Source organism: Micromonospora sp. MA102 (assembly GCF_025460765.1).
Taxonomy (GTDB): domain Bacteria; phylum Actinomycetota; class Actinomycetes; order Mycobacteriales; family Micromonosporaceae; genus Micromonospora; species Micromonospora halotolerans.
In genome coordinates this window covers 371550-387375 of the sequence record NZ_JAMWEG010000006.1, presented here as the reverse complement: position 1 = coordinate 387375, position 15826 = coordinate 371550, and the positions used below count along the sequence as shown (strand labels likewise).

Annotated in this window: 13 protein-coding genes; 6 read left to right on the top strand and 7 right to left on the bottom strand. The window is 73.4% G+C overall.

Annotated features, from left to right (window positions below; genetic code table 11):
- Window positions 1-157: 157 nt before the first annotated feature.
- The 3 genes from NFX44_RS15695 to NFX44_RS15685 all read right to left on the bottom strand — a co-directional run bounded on the left by NFX44_RS15695 (window position 158) and on the right by NFX44_RS15685 (window position 3678).
- Window positions 158-1774 carry an alkaline phosphatase gene (locus NFX44_RS15695; RefSeq protein WP_262284280.1) on the bottom strand — a complete coding sequence of 539 codons (1617 nt, stop codon included), beginning with the start codon at window positions 1772-1774 and terminating at the stop codon, window positions 158-160.
- Between the two features lie 141 nt (window positions 1775-1915).
- Window positions 1916-3370 carry an MFS transporter gene (locus NFX44_RS15690; protein WP_262284279.1) on the bottom strand — a complete coding sequence of 485 codons (1455 nt, stop codon included), beginning with the start codon at window positions 3368-3370 and terminating at the stop codon, window positions 1916-1918.
- 71 nt (window positions 3371-3441) lie between these two features.
- Complete coding sequence (locus tag NFX44_RS15685) at window positions 3442-3678, bottom strand: hypothetical protein (protein WP_262284278.1); 237 nt, start codon at window positions 3676-3678, stop codon at window positions 3442-3444.
- 149 nt (window positions 3679-3827) lie between these two features.
- Here NFX44_RS15685 and NFX44_RS15680 point away from each other — a divergent pair, with 149 nt between their 5' ends.
- Window positions 3828-4982, top strand: a complete 1155-nt coding sequence (locus NFX44_RS15680; protein ID WP_262284277.1) for a geranylgeranyl reductase family protein — start codon at window positions 3828-3830, stop codon at window positions 4980-4982.
- Here the strand turns inward: NFX44_RS15680 and NFX44_RS15675 are convergent, their stop codons facing one another.
- Window positions 4983-6002, bottom strand: a complete 1020-nt coding sequence (locus NFX44_RS15675) for an NAD(P)-dependent alcohol dehydrogenase (protein WP_262284276.1) — start codon at window positions 6000-6002, stop codon at window positions 4983-4985. It lies immediately after the preceding gene.
- 114 nt (window positions 6003-6116) lie between these two features.
- Here NFX44_RS15675 and NFX44_RS15670 point away from each other — a divergent pair, with 114 nt between their 5' ends.
- Window positions 6117-6311: a hypothetical protein gene (locus NFX44_RS15670; RefSeq protein WP_262284275.1), complete on the top strand. Its 195-nt coding sequence runs from the start codon at window positions 6117-6119 to the stop codon at window positions 6309-6311.
- Window positions 6312-6372: 61 nt separating this feature from the next.
- On the opposite strand, the gene NFX44_RS15665 is transcribed toward NFX44_RS15670, so the two are convergent.
- The 3 genes from NFX44_RS15665 to NFX44_RS15655 form a co-directional block, all read right to left on the bottom strand.
- Window positions 6373-8163, bottom strand: a complete 1791-nt coding sequence (locus NFX44_RS15665) for a bifunctional UDP-sugar hydrolase/5'-nucleotidase (RefSeq protein ID WP_262284274.1) — start codon at window positions 8161-8163, stop codon at window positions 6373-6375.
- 147 nt (window positions 8164-8310) lie between these two features.
- Window positions 8311-8964, bottom strand: coding sequence for a nucleotidyl transferase AbiEii/AbiGii toxin family protein (locus NFX44_RS15660; protein ID WP_262284273.1), 654 nt, complete (start codon window positions 8962-8964; stop codon window positions 8311-8313).
- Window positions 8961-9287, bottom strand: coding sequence for a hypothetical protein (locus NFX44_RS15655; RefSeq protein ID WP_262284272.1), 327 nt, complete (start codon window positions 9285-9287; stop codon window positions 8961-8963). Before NFX44_RS15655 ends, NFX44_RS15660 begins: the two co-directional genes overlap by 4 nt.
- Window positions 9288-9691: 404 nt before the next feature.
- Here NFX44_RS15655 and NFX44_RS15650 point away from each other — a divergent pair, with 404 nt between their 5' ends.
- From NFX44_RS15650 to NFX44_RS15635, 4 genes are all read left to right on the top strand, one after another.
- Window positions 9692-10279, top strand: coding sequence for a hypothetical protein (locus NFX44_RS15650; RefSeq protein WP_262284271.1), 588 nt, complete (start codon window positions 9692-9694; stop codon window positions 10277-10279).
- A 418-nt stretch (window positions 10280-10697) separates the two neighbouring features.
- Window positions 10698-12212 carry a DinB family protein gene (locus tag NFX44_RS15645; protein WP_262284270.1) on the top strand — a complete coding sequence of 505 codons (1515 nt, stop codon included), beginning with the start codon at window positions 10698-10700 and terminating at the stop codon, window positions 12210-12212.
- A complete protein-coding gene (locus NFX44_RS15640; protein ID WP_262284269.1) occupies window positions 12213-13418 on the top strand; it encodes a zinc ribbon domain-containing protein in 1206 nt (401 codons plus the stop codon).
- Complete coding sequence (locus NFX44_RS15635) at window positions 13419-15812, top strand: GTPase-associated protein 1-related protein (protein WP_262284268.1); 2394 nt, start codon at window positions 13419-13421, stop codon at window positions 15810-15812.
- Window positions 15813-15826 lie beyond the last annotated feature (14 nt).

Genomic DNA, 15826 nt, shown 5'->3' with positions numbered 1-15826 from the left:
GCCGCGCAGACCGTGCAGGTGTCGGCCTACCCGGACGCCTACGCCCAGTGGGAGCAGCAGGCCACCGACATCGTCCACCAGCACTGGAACAGCTGACACCCAGCAAACGAACGCTGGCCGGCACCCCGAAACACGGGGGTGCCGGCCAGCGGCGTCTTCACACCGGGGCGCTCTCGGCGCGCAGGCGGGACGAGCCCGTCCCCACCGACCAGCCCGCCACCCACCGGCTGCCGCTGGTGGCGCTGGTCCGGTCGGTGAGGTGATACCAGTCCATCCGGCAGCGCTGCGGGGTCACGTCGAGCACCCCGTACCCGTGCCCGTCCAGCTCGGCCCAGCGCACGTGCGGGTTCGTGGAGCGGAGGAGCCCCGCGCCGAGCCGGCTCAGCGGGTTGCCGGCCGGCAGCCTGAGGAAGTCGTCGACGTTGTCGCTGGTCACCGACGGGACGACGAACTCCGCGGCGGCCGGCTCGAACAGTGTGGTCCGGGTGGTGACCTCGTTGGCCCACGAGGTGTGGATGTCTCCGGTCAGGAAGACCACGTCGCGGGTGCCGGTGGCCCGCAGGTGGTTGACCAGTTCGTTGCGGTCGGCGTTGTAGCCGTCCCACTGGTCGGCGTTGAGCACCGCGCCGTTCTCCGGGATGCCGAGCAGCTTCCCGAGCGGGCCGAGCAGCCAGGACGGCAACGCCCCGACGTCCAGCCGGGCCATCATCACCGGGTTGCCGACCAGCTTCCAGCGGGCGGCGGAGCCGGCGAGCCCCGCCTTCAGCCAGGCCATCTGCGCGTCGCCGGTGATCGTCCGGTCCGGGTCGTCGACGTCGTCGCCGGACGCCTGCGCCGACCGGTAAGAGCGGAGGTCCAGCATGGACAGCTCCGCGAGCCGGCCGAACCGGAACCGCCGGTAGATCGCCCCGTCCGCGCCGATCCGCACGGGCATCCACTCCAGGTACGCCTGCCGGGCGGCGGCCAGCCGGTCGGCGAACGGGCCCTCGGCGCCCGGCGTGTGGTTCTCCGCGCCGCCGGACCACTCGTCGTTGGCCACCTCGTGGTCGTCCCAGGTGATCACCCAGGGCACGGCGGCGTGCAGCGCCTGCAGGTCGGGGTCGGTCTTGTAGAGCGCGTGCCGGATCCGGTAGTCGGCCAGGGTGAGCACCTCGTGCGCCGGCTGCGTCGGCCGGACCACCCGGCCGGCGGCAGCGAACTCGCCGGTCCCGTACTCGTAGATGTAGTCGCCGAGGTGGACGACGAGGTTGAGGTCCCCCCGGTCGGCCAGCCGCCGGTAGGCGGCGAAGTAGCCGGCCTCCCAGTTCGCGCAGGACACCACGCCGATCCGCAGCCGGTCGACGGCGGCGTCCGCCGGCGGGGCGGTCATCGTCCGGCCGGTGGGCGACCAGGCGCCGGCGTGGCCGAAGCGGTACCAGTAGGTGGTGGCGGGGGCCAGGCCGGAGGCGGCGATCTTCACCGTGTGGTCCCGGGCCGGACCGGTGGTGAGCGTGCCGGCGGCCACCGGAGACCGGAAGTCGGGGTCGGTGGCCACCTGCCAGGTCACCTCCACGTCCGGGCCGGAGCCGGGCAGGGCGTCGGGGGTCGGGGTGACCCGGGTCCACAGCAGGATCCCGTCCGGCAGCGGGTCACCGGAGGCGACGCCGTGCCGGAACGCGGCGGTGGCCGCGCCCGCGGGGGAGGGTCCGGCGAGGGTGGTGCCGGCCAGTACGGCGGTGCCGGCGGAGGCGCCGGCGAGGCGCAGGAGGGTACGACGGTCGAGGGTGTTCGTCATGACCCATGTATCTACCGCCGTCTACGTCTCCGACGCACCCCTTGGGACGGCGAATTCGCAAGCTGTTCTGCGCCGGTTCTCAATTCGAGCCGGGGCGGCACGGCGGGGCCGGCGCGGACCGGCCGTCCCCGGTCGCGCGGGTCAGGAGGACGAGTCGGAGTGGCCCCGGCCGGCGACGACGTCGACCAGCGCGGCCACCAGCGCCAGCGCGATGATCGCGACGGCCAGCAGCAGGGAGTGCCGGTAGGCGACGGTGAAGTCGCCCCGGCTGTCGGCCAGCGTGGAGAAGAACAGCGCGCCGACCGCGGCGATGCCGGCCGCCGAGCCGATGCGTTGCCCGGTCTGCAGCATGCCGGCGCCGCTGCCGGCCTGCGGCACCGGCACCTCGGAGAGGGTCAGGGTCTGGTTCGGCGCGATGACCAGGCCGCTGCCGAGCCCGGCGAGCAGGAACGGCACGGCGAGCAGCAGCGGCACCGAGTGCCGGGGCTCGTCCCGCAGCACCCACACGGTGGCGAGCAGGCCGAGGATCACCACCAGCAGGCCGGCGGCGACCAGCGGTCGGCCGTACCGGGTGACGACCCGGCCGCCCACCGCGGAGGCGGCCGCCGCGCCGAGCGCGAACGGGGTGATCGCCAGGCCGGCGACGAGCGCGCTGTAGCCGAGCCCGACCTGCAGGTAGAGCGTGAAGATGAAGAAGATCGCGGTGAACCCGGCGAAGTAGACCAGGCCGATGAGCGAGCCCAGGCTGTACGAGCGCATCCGGAACAGCCGCAGGTCGAACAGGGGCGGCCGGTGCCGGCCGTACCACAGTTCCCACAGGGCGAAGCCGGCCAGGAAGAGCAGCCCGGCGGGGATCAGCGCCCACTTGCCGGGGCCGCGCCACTGCTCCCGCTCGACGAGCGGCAGCAGCACCATGGTGACCCCGACGCCGAGCAGCACCACGCCGACCGGGTCCAGGCGGTGCCGGTCCGGCTGGCCGGCCGGGCGGGCCGGGATGAGTCGCCAGCCGAGCACCACGGCGAGGATGCCGACCGGGATGTTCACGAAGAACACCCAGCGCCAGCCGTGCTCCTCGCCGCCGAGCTGGATGAGCAGCCCGCCGAGCAGCGGGCCGACCGCGGTGGAGATGCCGATGGTGGCGCCGAGCAGGCCGAATGCCCGGCCCCGCTCGGCGCCCCGGAACAACTGCTGGATCATGCCGCTCACCTGGGGGTTGACCACGCCGGCGGCGGCGCCCTGGACCAGCCGGGCGACGACCAGCCACTCCGGCGAGCGGGCCAGGCCGGCCAGCGCGCTGGTCACGGTGAACAGCGCCACCCCGACCACGAACGCGGTACGCCGGCCGCGGGCGTCCCCGAAACGCCCGGCCGGCACCAGCACCAGACCGAAGGTCAGCGCGTAGCCGGAGAGCACCCACTGCAGATCGCTGGGTGTGGCGTGGAGCGCCCGGTCGATCGACGGCACGGCGACGTTCACGATGCTGACGTCGAGCAGGGTCATGAACGCCGCGACCAGGCCGACGCTGAGTGCTTTCCAGCGGCGCCGGTCGTCAGATCCGCCGGTGTCCACCGGCGCCGACGACCGTTCCGTGCTCATCGTGCCTCCCGAAGACCGCCGATCATGCATTCCCGATCGCTACCCGGCCCCCGGTGGGGCAAACGACGATGTCACGTCGGCTGGCGTGCGCACCACCGCGGCCCGAAGTCCAGGCCGGCCATCGGGGAGTCCTCCCGGTGCAGCAGCCCCCGCTCGGTGAGCAGGTGCAGTGGCTCGCGGAGCTCCTCCTCGGTCATACCGGATTCCTGGGCGATCAGGTCCGGGTAGGGGACGTGGCCCCGCACCTCGAGCGCGGTCACCGCCTGGTACACCCGTTCCTCGATGGCAGACAGCCGTACCTGCTGCATCGCTTCCCTCCTCGGCGTGGACCGCCCGACCGGCGGGCGGTCTGCGCCGGGCGGTTACCCGGGCGGCGTCCGATGATGCCCACCCGATCGGGGGGTCGGGGCCGGCGCGCGCCGGGCGGGCGGTCGGCGCCGTGGCCTAGGCTGCTCCCGTGATCATCTGGGACCTCGTCGTGGTCGGTGGCGGCCCCGCCGGCCTCTCCGCCGCGTACGCGGCGGCCCGGGCCGGCGTCCGCACCCTGGTGGTCGAGCGGGCCACCCATCCCCGGTACAAGACCTGCGGCGGGGGCCTCATCGGCACGTCGCTGACCGAGATCGCCGACCGGATCGAGGTGCCCGCGCACGACCGCGTCGACCGGATCACGTTCACCCGGGACGGGCGACGCGGCTTCACCCGCCGGCACTCCGCGCCGCTGGTGGCCATGGTCCGCCGGGAGGAGTTCGACGACCGGCTGCGCGCCGCCGCGGTCGCCGCCGGGGTCGAGGTCCGCGAGGGCGTCGCGGTCCGCGCCGTCGAGCAGGACCCCGACGAGGTACGCCTGCGGCTGGCCGACGGCGACACGGTACGCGCCCACGCCGTGATCGGGGCCGACGGCTCGTCGGGCGTGACGGCCCGGCACGTCGGGGTGACGTGGCGGCAGGTCGACCTCGGGCTGGAGCTGGAGCTGCCGGTCCCACCCGCCGAGGCGGACCGCTGGCGGGGGCGGGTGCTCATCGACTGGGGGCCGGTCCCCGGCTCGTACGCCTGGGTCTTCCCGAAGGGCGACCGGCTCACCGTCGGCGTCATCGCCGCCCGGGGCGAGGGTGACCGCACCCGCGCCTACCTGCGCGACTTCGTGGCCCGCCTGGGCCTGGCCGGGCTCACCCCGGAGCACGACTCGGGGCACCTGACCCGGTGCCGGGCGGAGGACTCGCCGCTGCGCCGCGGCCGGGTCCTCGTCGCCGGCGACGCGGCGGGCCTGCTGGAGCCGTGGAGCCGGGAGGGCATCAGCTTCGCCCTGCGGTCGGGCCGGCTGGCCGGCGAGGCGGTGGCCGGCGGCGACCTCGACACCTACGAGCGGGAGGTCCACCGCGGGCTGGTGCCGGAGATGCGGGCCGGGCACCGCCTCCTGGAGGTCTTCACGCGGCGGCCGGACGTGTTCCACGCCCTGCTGGCGACCCCGCCGGGCTGGCGGATGTTCGTCCGGTTCTGCCAGGGGCAGGCCAGCTTCGCGCGGGTGCTGGCCCGCCGCCCGGTGCGGGCCGGCCTGGCCCTGCTGGACCGGCTGCCGCCGCGGCAGCCGGACGCCGCGGAGCACGCGCGGTAGTCAGGGCACGACGACCGCGCGGCCGTGGATCTCCCCGCGGCGCAGCAGCTCGTACGCCTCGGGAGCGTCCGCCAGCGGGAACGTCTGCACGTCGGCCCGCAGGTGCCCGGTCCGGGCCAGCGCGATCACCTCCTGCAGCTCCGCCCGCGTGCCCCAGAACGGCACCTCGACCACCGTCTCCAGCGGGACGGTCGGCGGCTCGTCGGCGACCGGCCGCACCGGCAGGGTGCCGCCGGCCAGGCCGACCAGCAGGATCTGGCCGCCGGTGGCGACCACCTGCCGGGCGGTGGTGACGGTGGGGTCCGCGCCGACGAAGTCGAGCACCACGTCCGCGCCGTCCGGCGGCGGGCCCACCAGCGCCCGGATCCGGTCCACGCCGTCCGGGCCGGCCTGCACGAGGTCGTGCGCTCCCATCCGCCCGGCCAGGTCCAGGGCCGCGACGCTGGTGTCCACCGCGATGATCCGCACCGCGGTGGTGGCGGCCAGGATCTGCACGGCCATGTGCCCCAGCCCGCCGATGCCGATCACCACGCAGGAGGTGCCGGGACGCAGCCGGTCCCGGGCCAGCTCGACGGCGTGGTACGGGGTCAGCCCGGCGTCGGTGAGCGGCGCCGCCTGGGTCAGGTCCAGGTCCCCGACGGGCAGCAGCCGGGAGGCGGGCACCACCACCTGGTCGGCCAGCCCTCCGTCGCGGCTGAGCCCGACGCCGCCGACCGGCACCACCCGGCACTGGTTCTCCGCGCCCCGCAGGCAGGCCCGGCAGCGGCCGCACCCGATGATCCCGTAGATCGCCGCCCGGTCCCCGGCGGACCACCCGGTGACGCCGGGGCCGACCTGGTCGACGGTGCCGGCGATCTCGTGCCCGAGCGTCATCGGGATCGGGAAGACCCCGGCCGGCGCGTCGAGGATGTGCAGGTCGGAGTGGCAGGCGCCGACCGCGCCGACGCGCAGCAGCACCTCGCCCGGCCCGGCGGTCGGCGTCGGCACCTCCACCTGCTCCAGCACTCCGGGTGCGGTCATCCGTACCGCGCGCATGGTCGCCCTCCACCTCGTCGCCGGACGGGTCGTCGGGGCGGCTTACCCGGGCCGGATCGGTTGATGCGGCGGGGGGACGGGCGGGCGGACAATGCGGTCATGAGCGAACCGCGTGAGTCGTTCACCGACGAGGAGTACGCGTTCCTGCGGCACGTCCGCTTCGGCGAGCTGCCGCCCGGGGTGCGCCCGGAGGAGCGGTTGGAGTCGACCGAGAGCGAGACCGAGCCGCGCCGGGACCGGCCCGACCCGACCGGTGGTCAGCACGAGTGGGACCTGCGGGCCGGGGGCGGCTGACCGGCCGGTGACGCCGACGGGCCCCGGTGCGACACCCGGGGCCCGTCGTGACCGGTACGGATCAGAAGACCGGCACGCCCTCGCGGACCAGCTTCCAGTTCGGCACGGAGAAGTCGGCCGGGCGGATGACGCCCTTGGCCTGCGCCCAGTCGATGAGCAACTGGCGGATCTCCTGCTGCTGGTTGTAGACCTGGGTCTTCACGATGCCCGGGAAGTTGCCGCCACCGCTGCGCCGGTAGTTGTTGACCGCCACGACGAACTGGGCGTCCGCGGCGACCGGGGTGTCGGTGCCCGGCAGGACCAGGCGGGTGATCCGCTGGCCGACCGGCTTCGAGATGTCGATGTCGTAGTCGAGGCCGGAGATCACGTCGTAGTTGTAGTCCGGGACGTTCGGGTCGCTGATCGTCTCCGGGTTGACCGCGGCGCCCACCGGGACGGTGACGAAGTACTTCGCCGAGTACTCCAGGTACGCCTTCACCTCGGCGCCGGTCATGACGACCGCCTCGAGGGTGTTGTCGAAGACGTACAGCCCGGCGACGTCGCGGATCCGCACGTCCCCGGCGGGGAACACGGCGGTCCGGCTGAACGGCGACGCCTGGGACAGCACCGGCAGGTTCGCGTACGCGGTGCCGGCCAGGGCCGCGGTGACGACCTCGGCCTGGACGTGGTTGATGAAGTCCAGGATCGGGGTGTCCTTGTACCGCGACTCGACGGTGGACAGCTCCACCTCCGACTGCGCCACGACCTGGTTGACGTACCCGACGGTCTTGGTGTGCTGGCCCCGGACGGCCGCGAGCACCGCCGGGTCCTCGACCACGGTGTTGGTGTTCAACATGGTCGAGCCCTTGCCGACGACCTTCCAGCGGCCCTTCTCCCGGGTCAGGGTGAAGTCCATCCGGGTGAGCCGCTGGCCCCACTTCGACGGCTCGGAGGTGAGCACCTGCGCACCGGTGGCCGTGTTGGTGACGAACTTCTCCGGCACCTCGTTGTGGGCGTGGCCGAAGAGGATCGCGTCGATGCCCGGGACCTGCTCGGCGATCAGCGCGACGGGGTTCTCGTTCGGCAGCTCCGGGCCGTAGCTGGAGGTGCCGCTGTCGCCGCCGTGGGCGGAGATGATGACCAGGTCGGCGCCGCGCTCGCGCATCACCGGCACCCAGGTGGCGGCGGTGGCCACCATGTCGGCGAAGACCAGCTTGCCCTCGACGTTGCCCTTGTCCCAGATGGCCACGCCCGGGTTGGTGAGGCCGAGGATGCCGACCTTCAGCGCCGGCGCGTCGTGCCCGCCGAGGTCGACCTCCTTGATCACGTACGGCAGGAAGGCCGGCTTGCCGGTCTTCTCGTTGATCGCGTTCGCCGCCAGGGCGGGGAAGCCGAGCTGGCCGATCCAGGTGGCGAGCAGCGGCAGGCCGTAGTTGAACTCGTGGTTGCCCAGCGTGACGGCGTCGTAGTTCAGCACGTTCATGGCGTTGGCCATCGGATGCGTCTCACCGGTGCTGGTGATCGGCTCCTGCTTGGCGTAGTAGGTGGCCAGCGGGGTGCCCTGGATGGTGTCGCCGGCGTCCAGCACGAGGGTCGCCTTACCCTTGCGCTCCGCGCGGATCTGGTTGACCAGGGTGGCCAGCTTCGCGACGCCGACGTCGTTGTGCTTGCTGTCGTCGAACTCGGCGTCCCGGTAGTAGTCCCAGTTGTAGACGTTGCCGTGGGTGTCCGAGGTGCCGAGGACGGTCAGGTCCCAGGTCTTCGGCGGCTTCGGCTTGGCCTCGGCGGGAGCGCCGGCGATCAGGGGGGCGGTCGCGGCGGCGGCGGCGACGGCCAGCACCTGGCGGCGCGAGGCGCCGGAGGAGGAGGTCATGAGGTGCCCTTCCATGGGGGTGGACGCGCCTCGTGGGCGCCGTTGCGCACCATAACGACCAGCTGTCACAGACGCCACATCGCCCAGAGGTATCTCACACCAGCAGCGCCACGGGGCCTCGCGGCGTAACACCGACGGCCTGTGCGGTCAGCGCGGCCAGGCGGCCATCCGGCGGCGGACCTCGGCGACCTGGTCGGGGTCCAGGCCGTAGCGGGCGAACCGGCGGTCCGGCACCCGGTCCAGGTAGCGCCCGGCCGCCCGGACGTCGTCGTCCTCCAGCGCGGGGTCGACCTGCCGGGCCAGCTCCAGCAGCTCCGCCACCGCGTACCGGTCCAGCGCCGCCGACACGTCGATGTAGTCGCGGACCTCCCGGCGGTTGACCAGCGCGGCGGTCTTGTTGGCGATGAGGTCCCGGACGTCCATCACCGGCCCCAGGTCCATCACCACCGGGCTGCGGTACCGGTCGAGCCGGGCCAGGCTGAGCCGGATCTGCCGGCCGTCCCGGCTCACCACGAAGTCCCGCAGGTCCCGGTCGTAGCCGTCGAACAGCTCGCCCAGCTCGCTGTCCGGATCGGCGTCGGCCACCCGGTAGCCGGCCCGTTCCAGGGCGGCCCGCACCCCGGCCGCCGCCGCGGCGGCCGCGCCCTCCACGTCGGCGAACAGGTCCACGTCCTCCGTCGGGCGGGTGACCAGGCCGTGCGCCGCCCAGGCCACCCCGCCGCCCAGCACGAACCGGTGCGGGCCGGCGGCCGCGAGGGCCACCCGGGCCACCTCCCGGTAGAAGTCGTGCAGGTGGGTCACGCGGCGCGCAGGCCCCGGTGCCGGCTCTCCCACGCGAGGCGTACGCCCCGGGGCAGGTTCAACATCGGCCACACCCGGCGCAGCGTGCCCCCGTGGATCAGCTCGCGCAGATCCTCGACGCGGCTCGTCTCGCGCAGCACGTTCTCGTACATCCAGAGCAGGTCGTCGGGGTCGCCCAGGTCGAAGGCGCGCTCGCTGCTCCACATCAGGCGCACCGGCAGCTCCACGATGCCCCGGGTGGGGCCGGCGAGCTCGCCGAGGGTGCGCGCCACCACGGCGGGTCGCCCGGGACGGGCGAGGTACGCGGTGCTGGTGGCCGACATGGTGTCAGGGTAACCCCTGTCCGGCGTTTTCCCATCGCCCTGACCTGCCACGGCCGGCCACCGGACCCCCGAGTCGACCGGATCCGCGGTCCGCGCCGTCCCGCGCCGCCTGGGGTGGTTGTCCGGATCGGCGGTGACCGGCGGCACCCCGGCGGCGGAATGGCGGGTGGGTGGGGGTCGTTGTATCCGGGTGCGCGACCGAGGAGGGCGGCCCGCCAGGGCGGGTGCCCCGGGCCTGGAATGTGGGTGGGCCGGCGGTCGTTGTACATGGTCCCGGCGCCGCGACGTGGCTCTGCCCCGCGGGCCGGACGATCCCCCGACATGACGTTTTGAGCGCCTGACGGTGCTTGCGCGCGGCCGACCCCCATCGGCCTTGCGCGCCGACCCCCGAATGGAGCTTTCCCATGAACACGATGCTGCGGAAGAGTGTGCTGGGTGTTGCTGGCCTGGCGGTTGCCGGTGGTCTGGCTGCCGGTCCGCTGAACCACCACGAGGTGGCCCCGTCGGCGGGTCTGTCGGAGGCCGCGGTGGTGCAGGCGGACCGGCCGGACACCGCGAAGCTGATCCCGCACGGTGTGCAGGGCGCCCAGTCGCACGTCGACCTGAGCGACGAGCAGGTGGCGAACGCCAAGGCGATCATCGCGGCGACGAAGAAGGCCGGCCTGCCCGAGCGGGCGGCGGTCATCTCGATCGCCACGAGCCTGCAGGAGTCGAAGCTGGAGAACCTGGGCCATCTGGGTGACCAGAACGACCACGACTCGCTGGGCCTGTTCCAGCAGCGCCCGTCCAGTGGTTGGGGCACGCCGGAGCAGATCACCGACCCCGAGTACTCGACCCTCGCCTTCCTGAAGGGTCTGAAGCAGGTCGACGGCTGGGAGACCATGCCGCTGACCGAGGCCGCCCAGACCGTGCAGGTGTCGGCGTACCCGGACGCGTACGCGCAGTGGGAGCAGCAGGCCGCCGACATCGTCGCGCAGTACTGGAACAGCTGAGCCGAGCAAGCTGGCCGGCACCCCGAACCTGGGGTGCCGGCCAGCGGCGTCTCCGGTGACCGGCGTCACCGGAACCCGGCGGAAGAACGAGCGAGCCAGTACCGTTGTGCAGAGGGTCGGTGTGTCCAGTGTCCCCGGGCCTCACCTAAATTGCCTTCGCGGAATACCGTTCGGCTGGAGCCGCGTCGCGCTACTCGCCGAGAGGCGACCTGCACACCGACTCTCGTTCCGCCCCCGGCCGAGGCCGGGGGCGGAACTGTTTCTACGCCGGATCTGTCCAGCCGCCGACACTTACTTGTGATCAGCCTCGCGATTGTGATGATCTTACTGCCGACAGGGACGGCAGGGGGGTCGGATATGGACAGTGGCCGCATACCCGAGGGCTTCCGTCCACGCCGGTCGAGCATGGGCTGAGCCGATGGCGTTCGACGCCGAGCGCTACGACCGCGAGGTCATCAAGCCGCTGCGGGGCCAGCACGGGCGTCTCCCACCCGGCAACCTCGCCGCCCGCTACGCGGTGGAACCCGGCTGGACGGCACAGGACCTCGTCCAGCACCTTGCCGTCGTCCGCCGGTTCTGGCAGGACCGCGCAGTCGGGCCGGACAGCCGGGCCGAGATCTGCCGACTGCTGATCCGCGCGGACGAGGAACTGATCCGCACAGCCGGTGACCTCATGAACGACCCTGCCTGGTGGCAGGAGCACGGCGCCGCGCCCCCCGGCACCTCGCCCCGACAGGTGCGGAACCGGATCCGCGACGAGGTGTCGGCGGCGCGTACGACGACGCCGACGGAACGGGCGCCGGACCAGACGTCGGTGTGGGGCGGGGAGCGCCCGGTGGACCCGTCGTGGCGAGCCGAGGCGCGCGCGTTCATCCTGGCGCGGCTGGACCGCCCGGCCGACGCCGCCGCATCGGCTCCACCTGTCCGGACGGCCGGCGCGGAACGGGGCGACACCGGCGCAGCCGCGACAGCGGGCGCCGCCGCCTCCGGACAGCGGGCGACGGATTCTCCGGAGTTCGTTCCCGAACTGACCGTGACGGCGCTGGGAGCCCGGGGCGACCAATGTCGGGTACGGGTGTCCTGGCGCGATGCCGGCCCCGCGCAGGTCCGGATCCGCCGCTGCGCCACGCCGCCGCGCTGGAGGGCCGAAACCCCGCTGTCGCGCGCCGAGATGGAGGCCTTCGGTGCGGAACTGACCGGCAGCCGGGAGGAGAGTGACGGCGAGGTGCGGCTCATCGCGGAGGTTCCGGTCGGCTATCACCTCTACGTGCCGTTCCTGATCGACCGCGAGCGGGTCACGATGGGCCGGTTCGTCGCGCTCGGCATCGCCGATCCGGTCCGCCGGCTGTTGGCCGAACGGCGAGGCGACGACGTCGTCGTCACTTGGATCTGGCCCCACGGCGCCCGGTACGCCGTCGTCGAATGGGCCACGCCGGACGCGACCAGCCGGCACGAGGTGAGCCGGTCGGCGTACGCGAGCGGGAACGGCTTCCGGATCCCGGCCGTCACCCGGCCCACCGTCGCCCGGGTGACCGTGGTGTCCGACGTCGTCGGTGACGAGGCGCGGTCGGCGGCGCGCGAGGTCGTGCTGCCGCCGCGGCCGGTGGCCGTCTCGTACACGCTGAACCGCCAGCCGCTGTGGTACGTGCGGCGGCGGCTCACCGTGCGGATCCGGGCGGACGCCGAGCTGACCGGCGTCACGGTGACGGTGGTGCTCGGCTCGGAACCCACCCTGCCGGAGGACGCCGAGCAGGGCACGGTGCTGGCCGAGAGCGGCCCGCTGGACCTGCGCGCCGGTGAGCCGCACGACCTGGAGGTGATCGTGCCGGCGCTGCCGAGACGCGGCCACCCGTACTGGATCCGGTGTTTCGTCCGCGGCCCGGTCCCGACCGTGGTCGCCCTGCCCGCCGTCGAGTCGATGAAGGTGACCTGAATGACCAAGGTGGCATGCCCGTTCTGCTACCAGCGCATCGACGGCGCCGCGCTGTGGTTCCAGTGCCTCGGCCGGGGGGACGCCGACCGGGACGGATGCAGTCGGCGCGTCGACGAGCGCCGCAGGCGGCTGGCCGGCTTCAACGCGGCGGTGCTGCCCACCTTCGCGCCACCCCGCAACCAACGGCTCCGGCCGGTACGGCTCGCCTGGTGTCCCGACTGCGGCGGCCGTACCGGGGTCCGCGCCTGCCCGCAGTGCCACACCCCGTTGCCGCCGAACTTCGGGCACTCCTCCAGCCCGATGATCGCGATGTTCGGCGGCAAGGGCACCGGCAAGTCGGTCTACCTGACCGTGCTCGCCCGGGAGCTGCGCTCCTCCGAACTGCGCCGCCGCTTCGGGGCGGACATCCGGATGACCGGCGACCGGCAGGGTGGGCAGGAGTCGTCCTCGACGTGGCTCACCCAGAACGTAGAGTTGATGTTCACCGAGCACCGGCTGCCGGACCCCACCCCGCCGAACCGGGAACGTCGCGGCGAGCCGCTGGTATTCGAGTGGCGGGGCGAACGTCGGCGCTGGGGCCGCCGTACCTCCTACCGCACCAGCTACCTGTCCTTCCACGACACCGCGGGGGAGGACGTCGGCACTCTCAGCGGCGCGTACGACCTGGCCTACATCGGCGCCGCGGACGGGCTGATCCTGCTGCTCGACCCGTTCATGCTCCCCGAGGCGCGGGAGCGGCTGCGGCTGCCGCCGTCCGCGATCCGCTCCACCGAGGAGACCATGGCGGTGGTCGACCGGCTCACCCAGAGCCTGCGGGCGAGCACCGGGGTGGGCGGGGGCGATCGGATCAGCAAGCCCGTCGCGGTCGCGTTCGCGAAGATGGACGCCTTCTTCGACCTGCTGGGCCGCGACCATCCGCTGCGCCAGGAGCCGCGCCCGGTGCCCGGGTACGACGAGCGACTGGGCCGGGCTACCCACGAACAGGTCGCCGCGTTGCTGCGCAGTTGGCGGGGCGACGACATCGAGCAGCACCTGCGACAGAACTACCGCACCTTCCGCTACTTCTGCGTCTCCGCCCTGGGCGCGCCCCCCGACTACGACAACGCCCTCGTCGAACCCGGCGGCGTGCGCCCGTACCGGGTGGACGAGCCATTGCTCTGGCTGCTCAGCCTCAACCGCTTCGGCGTCGTACCCCGGCAGGATTGAATGACCGGCCGGTTCGACACCCTCATCTACACCGACTGCCGGGAGGGCCAGGGGCTGCTCGGCACACCCGGGCTGCAGTTCCAGTCCCGCTCCGCCCGGGCGGACGACGGCGCGGAGGCGGTGGTGCAACGCAGCCTCCTCTATGAGCCGCCCCCACGCTGGATGCGTGAGCGGCGGCCGGTCAGTGCGTACCCGGTTTCTTTCGCGCACGTCTGGGACGGGCTGCTGGCCACCTCGGCCGGCGTCTACCTGGGGCGGGAGAGCGTCGGCGGGCGGGAGGGCAACCACCTCACCCACGCCATCGTGACCGGCGACCCCACCTCCTACGGGCTGGTACGGCCGGCCCAGCTGTTCGAGGCGCCCTTTTGGACCACCGAACCGGCGGCCGGACTCCGCTGCCCGCCGCTGGAAGCGGGCTGGCAGCCGGGCTCCTTCGGCGCGGCGGAAGCCCAGGGGTTCGTCCGTTCGGCCCCGAACGGTGACATCCTGCTCACCGTCCTGCTGTCGACCCTGCTGGACCAGGCCGAGTCCGGGCGGCGGATCCTCTTCGTGGCGCGGGAGCCGACGGAGGTGATGCGCTGGGTGACCGCGGTGACGCTGCTGCTGCCGCAGCGGGTGGCGCTGCGTACCGGGTTCAAGGTCTTCACTCTCGACCCGGCGTACGCGTCGCAGCGGATCCTCGCCGTGCATCCCGATTGGGCCGGCCCGGCGGCCAGCCTCGACAACGACCAGGGCTACGTGGTGGTCGACCTGGTACGGCACGCGTGGACGCCGATCGTCGAGACCGCCGCCGCCCGGAGGTGGACTGACCTGTTCCTCAACGAGGACCCGTTGGACGTGGTCGACGCGGTGGAGGTGGCGGCGGCCTCAGGGCTGCCGGGCGAGGCCGGCACGGGCGTCGCGCTGGCCGCGATCCTGCGTCGCCGCCCCGGGCGGGAGGAGGCCGGACAACTGGTCACCTGGCTGCGCGACGGACCTCCGTCGCTTGTGCGCCGGTACGGCGGCGGCATCGTGGACCTGCTCGTGGAGGCCGCCGACCAGTGGCCGGTGGCCGTGCTGCGCGAACTCGACCGGGCCAGCCGGGCGGTCATGTCCACAAATCGCGCGGTTGCCGTCCGCGCGGCCCTCATCGACGCGGAGCGGCGGGAGGCGACGGCGACGGGCCGGGTGCTGCCCGAGCCGGCACCGCCCCCGCCGGACGGCTGGACGGGGGAGGACGACGGTCGGGCGCTCGATGCGGTTACCGATGCCCTTCGTACGGCGTCCCCCGCGCGGTTCGACTTGCTGCTGCGGCTGTGCGCGCGGTTCCGGCTGCTCCCCCCGGTCGGCGACCTGCGACTCGCGGTGCAGCAGTTCGTTTTGGATTGGGCCGACCATCCCGAGCGTCCCTACCAGCCGCAGGCGTGGGCTGGCGCGGACGAGATCCTGCGGCTGTTGCGGCAGGAGTTGGGCCGGCGGCTGGCGGCGGAGCCGTTGATCGCCGACGCGTTGGGCGACCAGTGGTGGGACGTCTTGCTGCGCGAGCCGATGCGCCTGGACGAGCCCCTGGACGCCGCGGTGGTGTCCGCGGCTCTGCGACACCTGCCGCCACCGCAACAGTACGACCTCATCGACCAGTGCCTGCACACCGCGCTGGAGGCGCCGCACCAGGTAGCGATGTTGAACCGCACCGCTGCGGTGATCTGGACCGGGCGGCCGATCAGTCTGGCCGAGGCCCAGATGCTGTGCCGGACGCTGCCGCCCGGCACCCCACTGGACCCGCGGATCTTCGCCGATCTCGGCGCCACCGTGCTGGGCTACCGCTCGGATCCCGAGTTTGTGGAGGCGGTGCGGGTGCTGGTGGACCACGGGCTCTGGATAGTGCCGCCCGAGGTGGGGCGGGCCGTCGACGCGCACCTGGCGCTGGCCGCCGTGCTCGACCAGGTGAGGGCCGTCCGGCCCGACCTCGGGATGTTGAATCTGGCGTCGGTGCGGCTGCCGCCGCCGCTGGTGGACGCGCGGCTGCCACAGCTCTGCGACGCCCTCGTCGCCGCCCCGGTGGCCGCCGCCGCCTTCACCGTGCTCACGCACGTCCCCCGGCTCACCGAGGCGTGCGCCCGCAAGCTGCGCGCCGAACTGAGGAACAACTCCCGGCCGGCCCACGTGGCGCTGGCCTTCGTTCTGGTCAACGTCGAGCGGCAGTCGGCGGAGATGGCCGCGATGATCCAGACCGGTACGCACGCCGATCTCGACCGGCAGGTCCGCGTCGTGGTGGCGCGCTGCTCGCAGAAGCGACTGGACGAGATGACGATGCAGGTCCAGGGCGTGGGCCCGATGTGGTCGACGCGCTGGGAGACGCTGGTGCGGACGACCCGGCGGGGCGTGTTCCGCCGCCTGCGCCCGGACGGACGGTGATCCGTGAACCCTGG

Coding starts and splice junctions, on each gene's coding strand:
- NFX44_RS15695 (WP_262284280.1), bottom strand. CDS start 1,774: ATGACGAACACCCTCGACCGTCGTACCCTCCTGCGCCTCGCCGGCGCC.
- NFX44_RS15690 (WP_262284279.1), bottom strand. CDS start 3,370: ATGAGCACGGAACGGTCGTCGGCGCCGGTGGACACCGGCGGATCTGAC.
- NFX44_RS15685 (WP_262284278.1), bottom strand. CDS start 3,678: ATGCAGCAGGTACGGCTGTCTGCCATCGAGGAACGGGTGTACCAGGCG.
- NFX44_RS15675 (WP_262284276.1), bottom strand. CDS start 6,002: ATGACCGCACCCGGAGTGCTGGAGCAGGTGGAGGTGCCGACGCCGACC.
- NFX44_RS15670 (WP_262284275.1), top strand. CDS start 6,117: ATGAGCGAACCGCGTGAGTCGTTCACCGACGAGGAGTACGCGTTCCTG.
- NFX44_RS15665 (WP_262284274.1), bottom strand. CDS start 8,163: ATGACCTCCTCCTCCGGCGCCTCGCGCCGCCAGGTGCTGGCCGTCGCC.
- NFX44_RS15655 (WP_262284272.1), bottom strand. CDS start 9,287: ATGTCGGCCACCAGCACCGCGTACCTCGCCCGTCCCGGGCGACCCGCC.
- NFX44_RS15650 (WP_262284271.1), top strand. CDS start 9,692: ATGAACACGATGCTGCGGAAGAGTGTGCTGGGTGTTGCTGGCCTGGCG.
- NFX44_RS15645 (WP_262284270.1), top strand. CDS start 10,698: ATGGCGTTCGACGCCGAGCGCTACGACCGCGAGGTCATCAAGCCGCTG.
- NFX44_RS15640 (WP_262284269.1), top strand. CDS start 12,213: ATGACCAAGGTGGCATGCCCGTTCTGCTACCAGCGCATCGACGGCGCC.
- NFX44_RS15635 (WP_262284268.1), top strand. CDS start 13,419: ATGACCGGCCGGTTCGACACCCTCATCTACACCGACTGCCGGGAGGGC.